We start from the raw sequence: 15,320 nt of genomic DNA, 5'->3' as shown, positions 1-15,320 counted from the left end.
GCTGGCGATAAGCAGTGCGCTGCGACTGTGTGAAACTTGAGAGGGGTGCGCTTATCCTCGACAATATGCCAATCTTTACGTCTGTTCGGCCACTGGAGTCGCTCTGTGGCGGAGCTGCGTGATCACTTGCTCTCGGTAAGCGCTATTGCCATTAGCGGCTTCGGTTGCCGATGTCGAAATGAACTAGAAGGACCGAATGACGACGCATATTCAACGCTCGGCGCTGCTGCCCTATCCGGCGCGCGCGCTGTTCGACATGGTCAATGATGTTGCCAGCTATCCACAGTTTCTCCCTTGGTGTTCGGCGACCGAAGTTCTGTCCAGCAGCGAAACTGAGATGCAGGCCAGCATGACGGTGGCGAAAGCCGGCATGAGTCAGCGTTTCCTCACGCACAACGAGCTGCAGGCGGGCAAGCGCATCGAGATGACGCTCAAAGAGGGCCCGTTCAGTCACCTGCACGGTGTGTGGGAGTTCAAGGCACTGGGCGAAAAGGCCTGCAAAATCAGCCTCGATCTGACCTTCGATTACGCCGGGCCCCTGGTCCGCGCCACCCTGGGGCCGTTGTTCAATCAGGCCGCCAACACCTTGGTCGATGCATTCTGTGACAGGGCGAAGCAGCTTTATGGATAAACCGGAGTCGGTCATAGCGGTCGAGGTGGTCTATGCCCTGGCCGACAAGCAGAAGTTGCTGCGTCTGACGGTTCCGCAGGGCACAACGGTGCGCCAGGCCGCGTTGCGCTCGAAGATGGATAGTTTTTTTCCCGGCCTGGATTTGGCGAACGCCCCGCTTGGCATCTTCGGCAAGGCGGTGCCCAAAGCCGAAGAGCGTGTGCTTGAAGAGGGCGAGCGAGTGGAAATTTACCGCCCGTTGATCGCCGATCCCAAGGAAGTGCGCAAGCAGCGTGCGGCAAAGGCGGCGCAGAGCAAGGCCGCCGGGTCGGCTGAATAACCATCGCGGATAGCAAAAAGCCCGGCACGCCGGGCTTTTTCATGTGTGGTCAATGTATTCGCTAGTCGGTTTCCAGTCGGCCCGGAGTCGGGACCGGGACAGGCTCGGCGGCATCGACGTCGCGCTGGATCTCTTCGAGCAGTGAGCCGGGTTCGGGCGTCTCTGGTTCGGTACGGACCGGCGTCTCGCTAGTTGGGCGATCGGTGCCGAGAATGGCTTCGTCGCGACTCACGCCTGGCTTGAAATCGCCAGCGAGGCCGGCCAGTTGGTCGTTGGCGTTGAAGACCAGGCTGACCCGCTCCTGCTGGCGCTGGCTGCCGCCTGGCTGGATGCTGTACAGGTAATCCCAGCGATTAGCGTGGAAGGTATCGGTGATTAGCGGGTTGCCCATGATAAACCGTACTTGCGAACGGGTCATTCCCGGGCGTAACTGGTCTATCATGTCCTGCGTAACGACATTGCCCTGTTGAATATCGACCTTGTAAACCCCGGGGAATGAACAACCGGCGAGTGCGAACAGGCCCACGAGGGTGAGACTGGACAGCATGAGCTTGGTGTTTTGCATCGGTAGGTGACTTCCACTATCTTGGCTGGGCAAAGCCCGGATCATACCCGTATTGAAGGAGGCTGCGAAACAGCAGCAGCGAGAAAGCCAACCATGGTTGAAAATAGCGAACTACGCAAAGCTGGCCTCAAAGTAACCCTGCCGCGGGTCAAGATCCTGCAGATGCTGGATACCACTGATCAGCGCCACATGAGCGCCGAGGATGTCTATAAGGCCCTGATGGAGGCCGGCGAGGATGTCGGCCTGGCGACGGTCTACCGAGTGTTGACTCAATTCGAGGCGGCCGGTCTTGTGGTTCGGCACAATTTCGATGGCGGTCATGCGGTATTCGAGCTGGCTGATAGCGGCCATCACGATCACATGGTCTGCGTCGACAGTGGCGATGTGATCGAGTTTTTCGACTCCGAAATCGAAAAGCTTCAGAAAGAAATCGTCAAACGCCACGGTTATGAGCTGGTCGACCATAACTTGGTGCTCTACGTGCGCAAGAAGACCGACTGACTGTCGGCACCGAAACAAAAAGGCGACCCGTGGGTCGCCTTTTTTGTCTGCTTAAGAAGTCTGGGCCGAGCCTATCATCTGTCTAGCGTGGGCCAGGGCTTGCTCAGTCAGATCGACGCCGCCGAGCATCCGGGCGATTTCTTCTACCCGTTCGCCTCCTTCCAGGGCTGCCACTGCCGTGTGCGTCTCGTCACTGCCGCGTGCTTTGTGCACGAATAAATGGTGATGCCCCTGCGCGGCCACTTGGGGCAGGTGAGTCACGGTAAGCACCTGGCCCCGCTCACCGAGACGGCGCAGCAACTGTCCGACCACTTCGGCCGTCGGCCCGCCAATGCCAACATCCACCTCGTCGAATACCAGTGTCGGTGTTCGCGAGGTCTGCGCTGTGATGACCTGGATCGCCAGGCTGATACGCGACAATTCACCGCCGGACGCGACCTTCGCCAACGGGCGCAGTGGTTGCCCCGGGTTGGCGCTGACGAGAAACTCCACCTGTTCCAGCCCGTGCGGCATAAGATCGCCAGCCGATGAGGGTTTGAGTACCACGCTGAACTTGCCGCCAGGCATGCCCAGCCGCTGTATCTCTGCTTCGACTGCGGTGGCAAGGGATTCGGCCGCTTGCTGGCGAGCGCTGCTCAGCTCTCCAGCTTTTTCCTGATAGTGGCGCGTATAGGCTTCAAGCTCTTCACTCAGCTGCTCCAGAGCATCGTCGTCTGCATTCAAGCTTTCCAGTTCTTCGAACAGGCTCTGTTGCAGTGTTGGAAGCTCCTGTGGCTGCACTCGGTGTTTGCGCGCCAGGGTATAGATGCTGTCCAGGCGTTCTTCCAGCGCCTGCTGACGCTGCGGATCGGAGTCGAAGTGGTCGAGGAAACGGTTCAGTTCGCCAACCGCTTCTTCCACCTGGATCTGCGCGCTGGAAAGCAGGTTGACCGCTTCGCCAAGCGCTCCGGGCTGGTTCTGGAATCCGGTGAGGCGCTGCAGGCTCGAGGTCAGTGCCGATAACACGTTACCTGCATCGCTCTCGCTGCACAGGTCGATAACCTGGCGGCAAGCGCCGAGCAGGTGCTCAGCGTTGGCGAGATTCTTATGCTCGCTTTCCAGTTGCTCCAGCTCTTCTTCGCCAAGCGCCAGGGTTTCCAGCTCTTCGAGCTGATAGCTCAGGAGCTGATGGCGTGCGCGCTGCTCATCGCTGCTGTTGCTCAGTCGCTCAAGCGTCTGTCGGGTCTGGCGCCAGCGCTGCGCGGCCATTTGCACCTGGCGGGCCAGGTCCTGGCAGCCGCCGTATTCATCGAGCAGGCGTCGGTGGGTGTCGAGCTTGAGCAGCGACTGATGCTCATGCTGGCTATGGATATCGATCAGCAATTCACCCAGTGCCTTCAAGTCGCCTTGCGGGCAGGGTGTGCCATTGATATAGCCGCGCGAGCGGCCTTCGGCGGTGATTACGCGACGGAGAATGCAGGGACCATCGGAGTCGAGATCGCGCTCGGCCAGCCAGGCGCGTGCATCCGGGATGTCATCGAGATCGAAACTGGCGAGGATATCGGCCTTGTCAGCGCCAATACGCACAACACTGCTATCGGCGCGGTCGCCCAGCGTCAGCCCCAAGGCGTCGAGCATGATTGATTTTCCGGCCCCGGTTTCGCCACTGATCACGCTCATGCCTCGCTTCAGCTCGAGGTCGAGGTGTTCGACGATGGCATAGTTTTGAACGGACAGATGAACCAGCATGGCAAGAACTCCCACTCGATGACTGGGTATTTATACAGTTATTTTGATTGACCTCACAAGCGTCTCGACATGGCTGGTATGTAAACAAAGCGCACTGGCAGATCGATGGTATTCGTTCTGAGGGGCTGATCTCATTGTCGCCCTTGAAGCCTGCTTCGCCGCCCCCATATAGCCGCACAAGCGCGAGCTGACCGCTCGCTGAAGTGTTGATGAGGAGGACCGCATGGCCGACGAGCAGAACCTGGAAAACCAGACCCCCGAAGAGAATGAAAGCGCACAAACCGAAGTTGCCGAAGACCTGGCTGCTCGGGTGCAATCCCTTGAGGAGCAGCTCGCAGCGGCCCAGGACCAGTCTCTGCGTGTCGCCGCTGAGCTGCAGAACATTCGTCGCCGCGCCGAACAGGACGTGGAAAAGGCGCACAAGTTCGCCCTCGAGAAGTTCGCTGGTGACCTGCTGGCCGTCGCTGACAGCCTGGAGCGCGGGCTGGAACTGTCGAATCCGGATGACGAGGCCGTCAAGCCAATGCGCGAAGGCGTCGAGCTGACGCTCAAGCTGTTGCTCGACACCCTGGCGCGCCATCAGTTGGTGCCGGTCGATCCTCAGGGCGAACCCTTCAATCCCGAGCATCACCAGGCGATGGCAATGGAAGAAAGCACCCATGCCGAGCCGGGCAGCGTGCTCAAGGTGTTCCAGAAGGGGTATCTGCTCAACGGCCGCCTGTTGCGCCCCGCAATGGTCGTCGTCAGTAAGGCGCCGGCAGAAACACCGCCTTCGATCGACGAGAAGGCTTGAATTTCGGCGGCCGACCCCCATCTGGTAGCCAAGCGTTTTTGTGTTACCGCAGCCGGTAAGCAGGCGCGGATCAATCAAAGTTCGGAGAGAAGCATATGGGCAAAATTATCGGTATCGACCTGGGAACGACCAACTCCTGCGTCTCCATTCTGGAAAACGGCAAGGCCAAGGTGATCGAGAACGCCGAAGGCGGCCGCACCACCCCGTCGATCATCGCCTACGCCAATGATGGCGAAATTTTGGTTGGCCAGTCGGCCAAGCGTCAGGCCGTGACCAACCCGCACAACACTCTGTACGCGGTGAAGCGACTGATTGGCCGTCGTTTCGATGAAGACGTCGTGCAGAAAGACATCCAGATGGTCCCTTACAAGATCGTCAAGGCAGACAACAATGACGCCTGGGTAGAAGTCAGCGGCCAGAAAATGGCGCCACCGCAAATCTCTGCCGAGATCCTGAAGAAGATGAAGAAGACCGCCGAAGACTATCTCGGCGAGCCAGTGACCGAAGCGGTGATCACCGTTCCGGCCTACTTCAACGACAGCCAGCGTCAGGCCACCAAGGACGCCGGTCGTATCGCCGGTCTGGACGTCAAGCGCATCATCAACGAGCCAACTGCCGCTGCGCTGGCCTACGGCATGGACAAGGCCAAGGGCGACCATACCGTGATCGTCTATGACCTGGGCGGCGGTACCTTCGACGTATCGGTAATCGAAATTGCCGAAGTCGATGGCGAGCACCAGTTCGAAGTGTTAGCTACCAACGGCGACACCTTCCTCGGTGGTGAGGACTTCGATATCCGCCTGATCGACTACCTCGTCGACGAGTTCAAGAAAGAAACCGGCATGAACCTCAAGGGCGATCCGCTGGCCATGCAGCGCCTGAAGGAAGCTGCCGAGAAGGCCAAGATCGAGCTGTCCTCGAGCCAGCAGACCGACGTCAACCTGCCGTATATCACTGCAGACTCGACCGGTCCGAAGCACCTGAACGTGAAGATCTCCCGTGCCAAGCTGGAAGCTCTGGTCGAGGATCTGGTGCAGCGCACCATCGAGCCCTGCCGCATGGCCATGAAGGACGCCGGTATCGACGTGTCCAAGATCGACGACGTGATCCTGGTCGGCGGTCAGACCCGCATGCCGCTGGTGCAGCAGAAGGTCGCCGAGTTCTTCGGCAAGGAAGCGCGCAAGGACGTGAACCCGGACGAAGCGGTTGCCATGGGTGCTGCTATCCAAGGCGCCGTTCTGGCCGGTGATGTGAAGGACGTGCTGCTGCTTGACGTCTCCCCGCTGACGCTGGGTATCGAAACCATGGGCGGCGTGATGACTGCGCTGATCGAGAAGAACACCACCATTCCGACCAAGAAGTCGCAGGTGTTCTCCACTGCGGACGACAACCAGAGCGCGGTGACCATCCACGTACTGCAAGGTGAGCGCAAGCAGGCGGCGCAGAACAAGTCGCTGGGTCGCTTCGATCTGGCCGAGATCCCGCCTGCGCCACGCGGTGTGCCGCAGATCGAGGTCACCTTCGACATCGACGCCAACGGCATTCTGCACGTGTCGGCGAAGGACAAGGCCACCGGCAAGCATCAGTCCATCGTGATCAAGGCCAACTCGGGTCTGTCCGAGGAAGAAATCGAGCAGATGGTGCGTGACGCCGAGGCCAACGCCGAGGAAGACCGCAAGTTCGAGGAGCTGGTCACCGCGCGTAACCAGGGTGATCAGCTGGTCCATGCGACCCGCAAAATGCTGACCGAGGCTGGCGACAAGGCCACTGAGGAAGATAAGGCCAGCATCGAGAAGGCCATTGGCGAGCTGGAAGTGGCCATCAAGGGCGACGACAAGGCTGAGATCGAAGCCAAGATCGCAGCGGTCTCTCAGGCCTCCACGCCGTTGGCGCAGAAGATGTACGCCGAGCAGCCTCAGGGTGGCGAAGGCGCCCAGACGGGCGACAACGCGCAGTCCGGTGACGACGTGGTCGACGCCGAGTTCGAAGAGGTCAAGGACAACAAGTAAGCTGCGGCTTATGACCTCCATGACCTGGGGCAAAGCAGCGACCGCGATTATGGCCGCTGCCTTTCGCTCCAACCCGATGCGGTGATGCCGCGACGGGGGTGATCGCCGCGCGGGGGCTTGCTCCCGCGTCGGCGTGTCTGGAGGGTACGAATTGAAGGTTCAGGAAATTTATGGCCAAACGTGACTATTACGAAGTGCTGGGTGTCGAGCGTGGCGCCAGCGAGGCGGAGCTGAAAAAGGCTTATCGTCGCCTCGCGATGAAGCACCATCCGGACCGTAACCCCGGAGACAAAGCCGCCGAAGACGCGTTCAAGGAAGCCAACGAGGCTTACGAAGTGCTGTCCGACGCGAGCAAGCGTCAGGCCTACGATCAGTACGGCCATGCCGGCGTCGATCCGCAGATGGGCGCGGGTGCCGGTGGTGCAGGCTATGGCGGTGCTAACTTCTCCGACATCTTCGGTGATGTCTTTAGCGATTTCTTCACCGGCGCGCGCGGCAGTTCACGCGGCGGTGCTCAGCGCGGCAGCGATCTGCGTTACACGCTGGAGTTGGATCTGGAAGAGGCTGTGCGTGGCACCACGGTGACCATTCGCGTGCCGACGCTGGTCGAGTGCAAGACTTGCGATGGTTCGGGCGCGAAGAAAGGCACCAGTCCGGTCACCTGTACTACCTGTGGCGGGATCGGCCAGGTGCGCATGCAGCAGGGCTTCTTCTCCGTACAGCAGACCTGCCCGCGCTGTCATGGCAGCGGCAAGATGATCTCGGATCCCTGCGGCAGCTGTCATGGCCAGGGGCGCGTGGAAGAGCAGAAAACCTTGTCTGTAAAAGTGCCGCCAGGCGTCGACACGGGCGACCGTATTCGTTTGACCGGCGAAGGCGAGGCGGGCGCACAGGGTGGCCCGGCAGGCGATCTCTATGTCGTGGTCAACGTGCGCGAGCATCCGATCTTCCAGCGCGACGGCAAGCACCTGTACTGCGAGGTACCGATCAGTTTTGCTGACGCGGCGCTCGGGGGTGAGTTGGAGGTGCCGACGCTGGATGGTCGGGTCAAGCTGAAGATTCCCGAAGGGACCCAGACCGGCAAACAGTTCCGCTTGCGCGGTAAGGGTGTCGCTCCGGTTCGTGGCGGTGCGGCCGGTGATCTGCTGTGTCGTGTCGCGGTGGAAACGCCGGTCAACCTGGGTAAGCGTCAGCGCGAGCTGCTCGATGAGTTCCGCAAGACGCTGCAGAGCGACAGCTCCCATTCACCCAAGGCCAGTGGCTGGTTCGAGGGCATGAAGCGCTTTTTCGGCGATCTTTAACTCAGCGGCAGGCTGCGGTCGGCGGGCTTGTCGAAAGCGGTCGCTGCAGCATGTGGCTGGCAGCTTGGAGCGGTTTCTATGCGACGTATAGCAGTGATGGGCGCCGCCGGGCGCATGGGCAAGACCCTGGTCGAGGCTGTTCAGCAGACCGGCGGAGCCGCGGGTCTTACCGCGGCGATCCATCGGCCCGACAGTACCTTGGTCGGCGCCGATGCGGGGGAGCTGGCAGGCATCGGCCGCCTGGGCGTCCCGCTGATCGGTGACGCGGCAAAGGTGGCGGAAGAGTTCGATGTGCTGATCGACTTCACTCATCCTTCGGTGACGCTGAAGAACCTAGACGTGTGTCGCCGGGCGGGCAAAGCGATGGTGATCGGCACGACCGGCTTCTCGGTTGAGGAGAAGGAGAAGCTGGCGGCGGCGGCGAAGGAAATTCCGATCGTGTTCGCTGCCAACTTCAGCGTCGGGGTCAACCTCTGTCTGAGGTTGCTGGACACGGCGGCGCGGGTGCTCGGCGATGAGGTGGATATCGAGATCATCGAGGCGCATCACCGGCACAAGGTCGACGCCCCGTCCGGCACGGCGCTGCGCATGGGCGAGGTGGTCGCCGAAGCGCTCGGGCGCGATCTGCAGAAGGTGGCGGTATATGGTCGCGAGGGGCAAACCGGCGCGCGCGCGCGCGACACCATTGGCTTCGCTACCGTCCGTGCGGGGGATGTGGTCGGTGACCATACAGTGCTGTTCGCTGCCGAAGGTGAGCGCGTCGAGATCACGCACAAGGCGTCCAGTCGCATGACATTCGCCCGCGGCGCGGTGCGCGCCGCCCTGTGGCTGGAGCAACAGCCAGCCGGGCTGTATGACATGCAGGACGTGCTTGGGCTGCGTTGAAACAGCTGCCGCTTGGCGTTCGGGCTGATTTCGGCTAGACCTGAAAAGGCGTTTTCTGTAAGCTTCCCGTTTTAGTGTGTCCACTAAAAGTTGCGCAGAAATGACTCAAATAAAAAGCGGGATGACCTTCACACGTCATCCCGCTTTTTTACAATCTGCGCCTGCTTCAGCCTTGATCTTTGGGAGGTCTCTTGACTAAGCCAGCCCTTGCGCCAGCCATTTTGGCCCTTGCCGATGGCAGTATCTTTCGCGGCGAATCCATCGGCGCCGACGGCCAGACTATCGGTGAGGTGGTGTTCAACACCGCCATGACCGGCTATCAGGAAATCCTCACCGATCCTTCCTATGCCAAGCAAATCGTCACCCTGACCTACCCGCACGTCGGTAACACCGGTACGACGCCGGAGGATGCGGAGTCCTGGAAGGTATGGGCCGCGGGGCTCGTTATCCGCGACCTGCCACTGATCCCGAGCAACTGGCGCGACAAACAGTCACTTCCCGACTATCTCAAGGCCAACGGTACCGTTGCCATAGCTGGCATCGATACTCGTCGCCTGACTCGTATCCTCCGCGAAAAGGGTGCTCAAGACGGCTGTATTCTGGCAGGTGCCGACGCTACCGAAGAAAAGGCGTTGGAACTGGCGCGCAGCTTCCCGGGGCTCAAGGGCATGGACCTGGCCAAGGAAGTCAGCGTCAAGGAGCGCTACGAATGGCGCTCAACGGTCTGGAACCTGAAAGATGACGGCCATGCCGAGATCCCGGCTAACGAGCTGCCCTACCACGTCGTTGCCTTCGACTATGGCGTGAAATACAACATTCTGCGCATGCTGGTCGCGCGTGGCTGCCGCGTTACCGTATTGCCGGCGCAGACGCCCGCCAGCGAGGCCTTGGCGCTGAACCCGGACGGTATCTTCCTGGCCAACGGCCCGGGTGACCCCGAGCCATGCGACTACGCGATCAAGGCGATACAAGAAGTGCTCGAAACCGACATTCCGGTGTTTGGCATTTGCCTCGGCCATCAGTTGCTGGCGCTCGCTTCCGGTGCCAAGACCGTGAAGATGCCCAACGGTCACCACGGTGCGAACCACCCGGTTCAGGATCTGAAGACCGGTGTGGTGATGATCACCAGTCAGAACCATGGCTTTGCCGTGGACGAAGCGAGCCTGCCGGCCAATGTGCGTGCTACGCATAAGTCGCTGTTCGATGGCACCCTGCAAGGCATCGAGCGAACCGACAAGGTCGCCTTCAGCTTCCAGGGTCACCCCGAGGCAAGTCCCGGCCCGCATGACGTGGCGCCGCTGTTCGACCGCTTCATCGATGCCATGGCCAAGCGCCGCTAAGCCCGCCGAGCACAGAATTCGAGAGAGACCATGCCAAAACGTACAGATATCAAAAGCATCCTGATCCTCGGCGCCGGGCCCATTGTCATCGGCCAAGCCTGCGAGTTCGACTACTCCGGTGCTCAGGCCTGCAAGGCGCTGCGCGAGGAGGGATTCCGCGTCATTCTGGTGAACTCCAATCCGGCCACCATCATGACCGACCCGGCCATGGCTGACGCTACCTACATCGAGCCGATCAAGTGGGCCACCGTGGCCAAGATCATCGAGAAGGAGCGCCCCGATGCGCTGCTGCCGACCATGGGCGGCCAGACGGCGCTGAACTGCGCTCTGGACCTGGAAAAGCATGGCGTGCTCGAGAAGTTCGGTGTCGAGATGATCGGTGCCAACGCCGACACCATTGACAAGGCAGAGGACCGTTCGCGCTTCGACAAGGCGATGAAGAACATCGGTTTGGCGTGCCCGGTTTCAGGCATCGCGCACAACATGGACGAAGCCTACGGCGTATTGGAGAAGGTCGGTTTTCCCTGCATCATCCGCCCGTCTTTCACCATGGGTGGAACCGGTGGCGGTATCGCCTACAACCGTGAAGAGTTCGAGGAAATCTGCGCCCGCGGCCTCGACCTGTCGCCGACCAGCGAGCTGCTGATCGACGAGTCGCTGATCGGCTGGAAGGAATACGAGATGGAGGTGGTCCGCGACAAGAAGGACAACTGCATCATCGTCTGCGCCATCGAGAACTTCGACCCTATGGGTGTGCACACCGGTGACTCCATTACCGTTGCTCCTGCCCAGACTCTGACCGACAAGGAATACCAGATCCTGCGTAATGCGTCCCTGGCGGTGCTGCGCGAGATCGGCGTGGAAACCGGCGGCTCCAACGTGCAGTTCGGCATCTGCCCGAATACGGGGCGCATGGTGGTAATCGAGATGAACCCGCGTGTGTCGCGTTCCTCGGCGCTGGCCTCCAAGGCCACCGGTTTCCCGATCGCCAAGATCGCAGCCAAGCTAGCAGTCGGCTATACCCTCGACGAGTTGCAGAACGACATCACCGGCGGCCGCACGCCGGCGTCCTTCGAGCCGGCGATCGACTACGTGGTTACCAAGATCCCGCGTTTCGCCTTCGAGAAGTTTCCCAAGGCGGATGCCCGTCTGACCACTCAGATGAAGTCCGTTGGCGAAGTTATGGCCATCGGTCGCACTTTCCAGGAATCCGTACAGAAAGCGCTGCGCGGCCTGGAAGTAGGTGTTTCGGGCTTTGATCCGAAGCTGGATCTGGCCGATCCGGAGAGCGAAAGCACGCTCAAGCGTGAGCTAACCGTGCCGGGTGCGGACCGTATCTGGTATCTGGCCGATGCCTTCCGTGCTGGCAAAAGCGTCGCCGAAGTCTTCGACCTGACACGTATCGATGAGTGGTTCCTGGTGCAGATCGAGGATCTGATCAAGGACGAAGAGCGGATCAAGACCATGGGTCTGTCCAATATCGATCGCGACGTCATGTACAAACTCAAGCGCAAGGGCTTCTCCGATGCGCGCCTGGCCAAGTTGCTCGGCGTAACCGAGAAGAATCTGCGTAATCATCGTCACAAACTCAAGGTGTTGCCGGTCTACAAGCGCGTCGATACCTGTGCCGCCGAGTTCGCTACCGACACCGCCTACATGTATTCGACCTACGAGGAAGAATGCGAGGCCAACCCGTCGAGCCGCGACAAGATCATGATCCTCGGCGGTGGCCCGAACCGCATCGGCCAAGGCATCGAGTTCGACTACTGCTGCGTGCATGCGGCCCTGGCGATGCGTGACGACGGTTACGAGACCATCATGGTCAACTGCAACCCTGAAACCGTCTCCACCGACTATGACACCTCGGATCGCCTGTATTTCGAGCCGGTGACTCTGGAAGACGTGCTGGAAATCGTCCGGGTCGAGCAGCCCAAGGGCGTCATCGTGCAGTACGGCGGCCAGACTCCGCTGAAGCTGGCGCGAGCTCTGGAAGAGGCCGGCGTGCCGATCATCGGGACCAGTCCCGACGCTATCGACCGTGCCGAAGACCGCGAGCGCTTCCAGCAGATGGTCGAGCGCCTGAACCTGCGTCAGCCGCCGAACGCGACGGCGCGCAGCGAAGAGGAAGCCCTGGCCGCGTCCAAGGTCATCGGCTATCCGCTGGTGGTGCGCCCGTCCTACGTGCTGGGTGGCCGGGCGATGGAAATCGTCTATCAGGAAGAAGAGCTGCGCCGTTACATGCGCGAGGCGGTCAAGGTGTCCAACGACAGCCCGGTCTTGCTCGACCACTTTCTCAACTGCGCCATCGAAGTCGACATCGACGCGGTATGCGACGGCGAGCAGGTGGTGATCGGTGCGATCATGCAGCACATCGAGCAGGCGGGCGTGCACTCCGGTGATTCCGCGTGCTCCCTGCCGCCTTACTCGCTGCCGGCGCATATCCAGGACGAGATACGCGACCAGGTCAAGAAGATGGCGCTGGAGTTGGGCGTCGTTGGCCTGATGAACGTGCAGATGGCCGTGCAAGGGGAGGATATCTTCGTCATCGAAGTGAACCCCCGTGCCTCGCGTACCGTTCCCTTCGTGTCCAAGTGCATCGGCGTTTCGCTGGCGATGATCGCAGCGCGCGTCATGGCGGGCAAAACGCTGACCGAAGTTGGACTGACTGAAGAAATCATCCCCAACTTCTACAGTGTCAAGGAAGCGGTGTTTCCGTTCGCCAAGTTCCCAGGCGTCGACCCGATCCTCGGTCCGGAGATGAAATCGACCGGCGAGGTTATGGGCGTTGGCGACAGCTTCGCCGAGGCCTTCGCCAAGGCGCAGCTCGGTGCCAGCGAAATCCTGCCGAACAGCGGTTGCGCCTTCATCAGCGTACGTGACGACGACAAGCCGCATGTCGCCCAGGTGGCGAGAGACCTGATCGAGCTTGGTTTCGAGGTCGTCGGCACAGCCGGCACGGCCAAGATCATCGAGGCTGCCGGCCTCCCGGTGCGCCGCGTGAACAAGGTGACCGAAGGTCGTCCTCATGTTGTCGACATGATCAAGAATGACGAGGTCACCCTGATCATCAATACCACCGAGGGGCGTCAGTCCATCGCTGACTCCTACTCGATTCGTCGTAACGCCCTGCAGCACAAGATCTGCTGCACCACCACCCTGGCTGGTGGTCAGGCGATCTGTGAGGCGCTGAAGTTCGGTCCCGAGAAGTCCGTGCGCCGGCTGCAGGATCTCCATGCAGGAATCCAGGCATGACTAAATACCCCATGACGGTCCAGGGCGCGCGCGCCCTGGAAGAAGAGCTCAAGCATCTCAAAACCGAACTGCGCCCGCAGATCACCCAGGCCATCGCCGAAGCGCGCGAGCTGGGTGATCTCAAGGAAAATGCCGAATACCATGCCGCCCGTGAGCAGCAAGGTATGGTGGAAGCGCGCATTCGCGACATCGAGGGCCGTCTGCAGAACGCCCAGGTCATCGACGTGGCGAGTATTCCGCATACCGGCAAGGTGATTTTCGGCACCACCGTGGATATCGCCAACGTCGAAACGGATGAAACCGTGACGTACCAGATCGTCGGTGACGACGAGTCGGACATCAAGCGCGGCAAACTGTCGGTCAGTTCCCCTATCGCTCGCGCGCTGGTGGGAAAGGAAGAGGGTGATGTGGTGACGGTAAGGACGCCCAGCGGCGTGGTCGAATACGAGATCGTCGAGGTTCGCCATATCTGACCGTCGACCGATGCGCGCAGGAATCATCAGTTGGCAGCTGGCCCAGACGTTCTGGGTCGGCGGCCTCTGGTTGCTACAGTTCGTGATGCTGCCGGCGCTGGCGAAAATTGGCCTGGCACCGCTGTTGATTGACGAGATCGCGTCCAGTCTGCGGCCATTGTTGGTAGGCTTTGCCGCGTTCTGCGTGGTTCTTCAGGCGGTCGTGTTGATCCAGTTGAGCGGCTTTCGCGCCCTCTGGCGGGACGTGCGTGGGCAGTTGCTGTTATCGGTGCTGCTGCTTGCGGCGAGTCATTTCGTGGTGCGGGCTGGTGCTGTCGAATCACCTTATTGGCTTGTATTCAGCTACTTGGTGATTGGATTGTGCGGGCTGATGCTGGTGCTGCAAGTCGCTCCCGGACGGGAGCGATAGCGGCAAGCCCGAGAGTGGCTCAGCCTTGAAAGCGATGCACGTTCGACAGCTGCTTGTTTACATTCGGGTTCTTGCGATAGACCAATGCCATCTTGCCGATGGACTGGACCAGTTCGCAGCGGCCGATCTTGCATAGTTCTTCTGTCACCGCACGACGATCATCGCGCTCGGTGATTCGCAGTTGTACTTTGATCAGTTCATGATCGCTCAAGGCGCGCTCCAGTTCGGCCTGGACCCCGTCGGTCAGGCCATTCTCGGACACGATCAAAACCGGCTTCAGATGATGGCCGATGGATTTGTACTGCTTCTTCTGCTCATTGGTGAGCGGCATAATTCGACCCTTGCGTCAGAACCCTTGAAAACGGCGGCTAGTGTAACTGACACACCCAGAGCCGCACAGATGAGGTATCAGCTTGGCACGTTCCAAGACCAGCCCGCGTTGGCTGAAAGAGCATTTCGACGATCCTTACGTGAAGATGGCGCAGCGCGACGGCTATCGGTCCCGGGCAAGCTACAAGCTGCTCGAGATTCAGGAGAAGGATCGTATCCTTCGGCCAGGCATGACCGTGGTCGACCTCGGCGCTGCGCCGGGCGGGTGGTCTCAGGTCACCAGCCGAGTGATCGGCGATCGTGGGCGGCTGATCGCATCCGACATTCTGCCGATGGATAGCATCGCCGATGTGACCTTCGTGTTGGGTGACTTCACCGAGGACGAGGTGTTTGCTGAAATTCTTCAAGCCATCGGGGAAACGCAAGTCGACCTTGTGATTTCAGATATGGCCCCCAATATGAGTGGGGTGAAGGTAGCTGACCAAGCGCGAGCGATGTTTCTCTGCGAGCTGGCCTTGGATTTGGCCATGCGGGTATTGCGCCCGGGTGGCGATTTCCTGATCAAGATCTTCCAGGGCGAAGGCTTCGACGCCTACCTGAAGGAGGTCCGGCAGAATTTCGACAAGGTCCAGATGCGTAAACCCTTGTCTTCCCGGGATCGGTCGCGCGAACAGTACCTGTTGGCCCGCGGCTATCGTGGCGATGGCAACGAGATGGATACGCCGCGGTCCTAGTAGTAAGGATACCCAGGCAGGTACCTACCGCCGGAATTACGGGCTGGTTT

Annotated in this window: 15 protein-coding genes; 12 read left to right on the top strand and 3 right to left on the bottom strand. The window is 60.4% G+C overall.

Annotated features, from left to right (window positions below; genetic code table 11):
• The first annotated feature begins 196 nt into the window (after positions 1-196).
• Together MCB86_RS11250 and MCB86_RS11245 are read left to right on the top strand one after the other, a co-directional pair.
• Positions 197-631, top strand: coding sequence for a type II toxin-antitoxin system RatA family toxin (locus tag MCB86_RS11250; protein ID WP_045160838.1), 435 nt, complete (start codon positions 197-199; stop codon positions 629-631).
• The gene (locus MCB86_RS11245) at positions 624-950 is read left to right on the top strand and encodes an RnfH family protein (RefSeq protein WP_045160839.1); all 327 of its coding nucleotides are present in this window, start codon (positions 624-626) and stop codon (positions 948-950) included. The genes MCB86_RS11250 and MCB86_RS11245 overlap by 8 nt, the downstream gene beginning before the upstream one ends.
• Positions 951-1,011: 61 nt before the next feature.
• On the opposite strand, the gene MCB86_RS11240 is transcribed toward MCB86_RS11245, so the two are convergent.
• Complete coding sequence (locus MCB86_RS11240) at positions 1,012-1,515, bottom strand: outer membrane protein assembly factor BamE (protein WP_045160840.1); 504 nt, start codon at positions 1,513-1,515, stop codon at positions 1,012-1,014.
• A gap of 93 nt (positions 1,516-1,608) precedes the next feature.
• Here MCB86_RS11240 and fur point away from each other — a divergent pair, with 93 nt between their 5' ends.
• The gene (gene fur / locus MCB86_RS11235) at positions 1,609-2,016 is read left to right on the top strand and encodes a ferric iron uptake transcriptional regulator (RefSeq protein ID WP_045160841.1); all 408 of its coding nucleotides are present in this window, start codon (positions 1,609-1,611) and stop codon (positions 2,014-2,016) included.
• A gap of 51 nt (positions 2,017-2,067) precedes the next feature.
• Here fur and recN read toward each other — a convergent pair whose 3' ends face one another.
• Positions 2,068-3,744 (bottom strand): DNA repair protein RecN, encoded by a 1,677-nt coding sequence (recN, locus tag MCB86_RS11230; RefSeq protein WP_239610924.1) that lies wholly within the window; start codon positions 3,742-3,744, stop codon positions 2,068-2,070.
• A 223-nt stretch (positions 3,745-3,967) separates the two neighbouring features.
• Here recN and grpE point away from each other — a divergent pair, with 223 nt between their 5' ends.
• The 8 genes from grpE (at position 3,968) to MCB86_RS11190 (ending at position 14,206) form a co-directional block, all read left to right on the top strand.
• Positions 3,968-4,537, top strand: coding sequence for a nucleotide exchange factor GrpE (gene grpE, locus MCB86_RS11225; protein ID WP_045160843.1), 570 nt, complete (start codon positions 3,968-3,970; stop codon positions 4,535-4,537).
• 95 nt (positions 4,538-4,632) lie between these two features.
• Entirely contained in the window at positions 4,633-6,546 is a 1,914-nt protein-coding gene (gene dnaK / locus MCB86_RS11220) for a molecular chaperone DnaK (protein WP_045160844.1), read from the top strand.
• A 170-nt stretch (positions 6,547-6,716) separates the two neighbouring features.
• Positions 6,717-7,847 carry a molecular chaperone DnaJ gene (dnaJ, locus tag MCB86_RS11215; RefSeq protein WP_045160845.1) on the top strand — a complete coding sequence of 377 codons (1,131 nt, stop codon included), beginning with the start codon at positions 6,717-6,719 and terminating at the stop codon, positions 7,845-7,847.
• A 78-nt stretch (positions 7,848-7,925) separates the two neighbouring features.
• Positions 7,926-8,732 (top strand): 4-hydroxy-tetrahydrodipicolinate reductase, encoded by an 807-nt coding sequence (gene dapB / locus MCB86_RS11210; RefSeq protein WP_239610922.1) that lies wholly within the window; start codon positions 7,926-7,928, stop codon positions 8,730-8,732.
• A 191-nt stretch (positions 8,733-8,923) separates the two neighbouring features.
• Complete coding sequence (gene carA, locus MCB86_RS11205; protein WP_045160847.1) at positions 8,924-10,072, top strand: glutamine-hydrolyzing carbamoyl-phosphate synthase small subunit; 1,149 nt, start codon at positions 8,924-8,926, stop codon at positions 10,070-10,072.
• A 30-nt stretch (positions 10,073-10,102) separates the two neighbouring features.
• Positions 10,103-13,324: a carbamoyl-phosphate synthase large subunit gene (gene carB, locus MCB86_RS11200; RefSeq protein ID WP_045160848.1), complete on the top strand. Its 3,222-nt coding sequence runs from the start codon at positions 10,103-10,105 to the stop codon at positions 13,322-13,324.
• The gene (gene greA / locus MCB86_RS11195; protein ID WP_045160849.1) at positions 13,321-13,797 is read left to right on the top strand and encodes a transcription elongation factor GreA; all 477 of its coding nucleotides are present in this window, start codon (positions 13,321-13,323) and stop codon (positions 13,795-13,797) included. The genes carB and greA overlap by 4 nt, the downstream gene beginning before the upstream one ends.
• 10 nt (positions 13,798-13,807) lie before the next feature.
• Positions 13,808-14,206: a DUF4149 domain-containing protein gene (locus MCB86_RS11190; RefSeq protein ID WP_239610919.1), complete on the top strand. Its 399-nt coding sequence runs from the start codon at positions 13,808-13,810 to the stop codon at positions 14,204-14,206.
• A 19-nt stretch (positions 14,207-14,225) separates the two neighbouring features.
• Here MCB86_RS11190 and MCB86_RS11185 read toward each other — a convergent pair whose 3' ends face one another.
• Positions 14,226-14,537: a YhbY family RNA-binding protein gene (locus MCB86_RS11185; protein WP_045160851.1), complete on the bottom strand. Its 312-nt coding sequence runs from the start codon at positions 14,535-14,537 to the stop codon at positions 14,226-14,228.
• A gap of 82 nt (positions 14,538-14,619) precedes the next feature.
• Here MCB86_RS11185 and rlmE point away from each other — a divergent pair, with 82 nt between their 5' ends.
• Positions 14,620-15,270: a 23S rRNA (uridine(2552)-2'-O)-methyltransferase RlmE gene (gene rlmE / locus MCB86_RS11180; protein WP_045160852.1), complete on the top strand. Its 651-nt coding sequence runs from the start codon at positions 14,620-14,622 to the stop codon at positions 15,268-15,270.
• The last annotated feature ends 50 nt before the right edge of the window (positions 15,271-15,320 follow it).

Source organism: Pseudomonas sp. KSR10 (genome assembly GCF_022355455.1).
Lineage (GTDB): Bacteria > Pseudomonadota > Gammaproteobacteria > Pseudomonadales > Pseudomonadaceae > Stutzerimonas > Stutzerimonas stutzeri_E.
The sequence above is the reverse complement of the archived record's forward strand: the minus strand, read 5'-3'. Positions and strand labels throughout refer to the sequence as shown.

Coding starts and splice junctions, on each gene's coding strand:
- MCB86_RS11250 (WP_045160838.1), top strand. CDS start 197: ATGACGACGCATATTCAACGCTCGGCGCTGCTGCCCTATCCGGCGCGC.
- MCB86_RS11245 (WP_045160839.1), top strand. CDS start 624: ATGGATAAACCGGAGTCGGTCATAGCGGTCGAGGTGGTCTATGCCCTG.
- MCB86_RS11240 (WP_045160840.1), bottom strand. CDS start 1,515: ATGCAAAACACCAAGCTCATGCTGTCCAGTCTCACCCTCGTGGGCCTG.
- fur (WP_045160841.1), top strand. CDS start 1,609: ATGGTTGAAAATAGCGAACTACGCAAAGCTGGCCTCAAAGTAACCCTG.
- recN (WP_239610924.1), bottom strand. CDS start 3,744: ATGCTGGTTCATCTGTCCGTTCAAAACTATGCCATCGTCGAACACCTC.
- grpE (WP_045160843.1), top strand. CDS start 3,968: ATGGCCGACGAGCAGAACCTGGAAAACCAGACCCCCGAAGAGAATGAA.
- dnaK (WP_045160844.1), top strand. CDS start 4,633: ATGGGCAAAATTATCGGTATCGACCTGGGAACGACCAACTCCTGCGTC.
- dnaJ (WP_045160845.1), top strand. CDS start 6,717: ATGGCCAAACGTGACTATTACGAAGTGCTGGGTGTCGAGCGTGGCGCC.
- dapB (WP_239610922.1), top strand. CDS start 7,926: ATGCGACGTATAGCAGTGATGGGCGCCGCCGGGCGCATGGGCAAGACC.
- carB (WP_045160848.1), top strand. CDS start 10,103: ATGCCAAAACGTACAGATATCAAAAGCATCCTGATCCTCGGCGCCGGG.
- greA (WP_045160849.1), top strand. CDS start 13,321: ATGACTAAATACCCCATGACGGTCCAGGGCGCGCGCGCCCTGGAAGAA.
- MCB86_RS11190 (WP_239610919.1), top strand. CDS start 13,808: ATGCGCGCAGGAATCATCAGTTGGCAGCTGGCCCAGACGTTCTGGGTC.
- MCB86_RS11185 (WP_045160851.1), bottom strand. CDS start 14,537: ATGCCGCTCACCAATGAGCAGAAGAAGCAGTACAAATCCATCGGCCAT.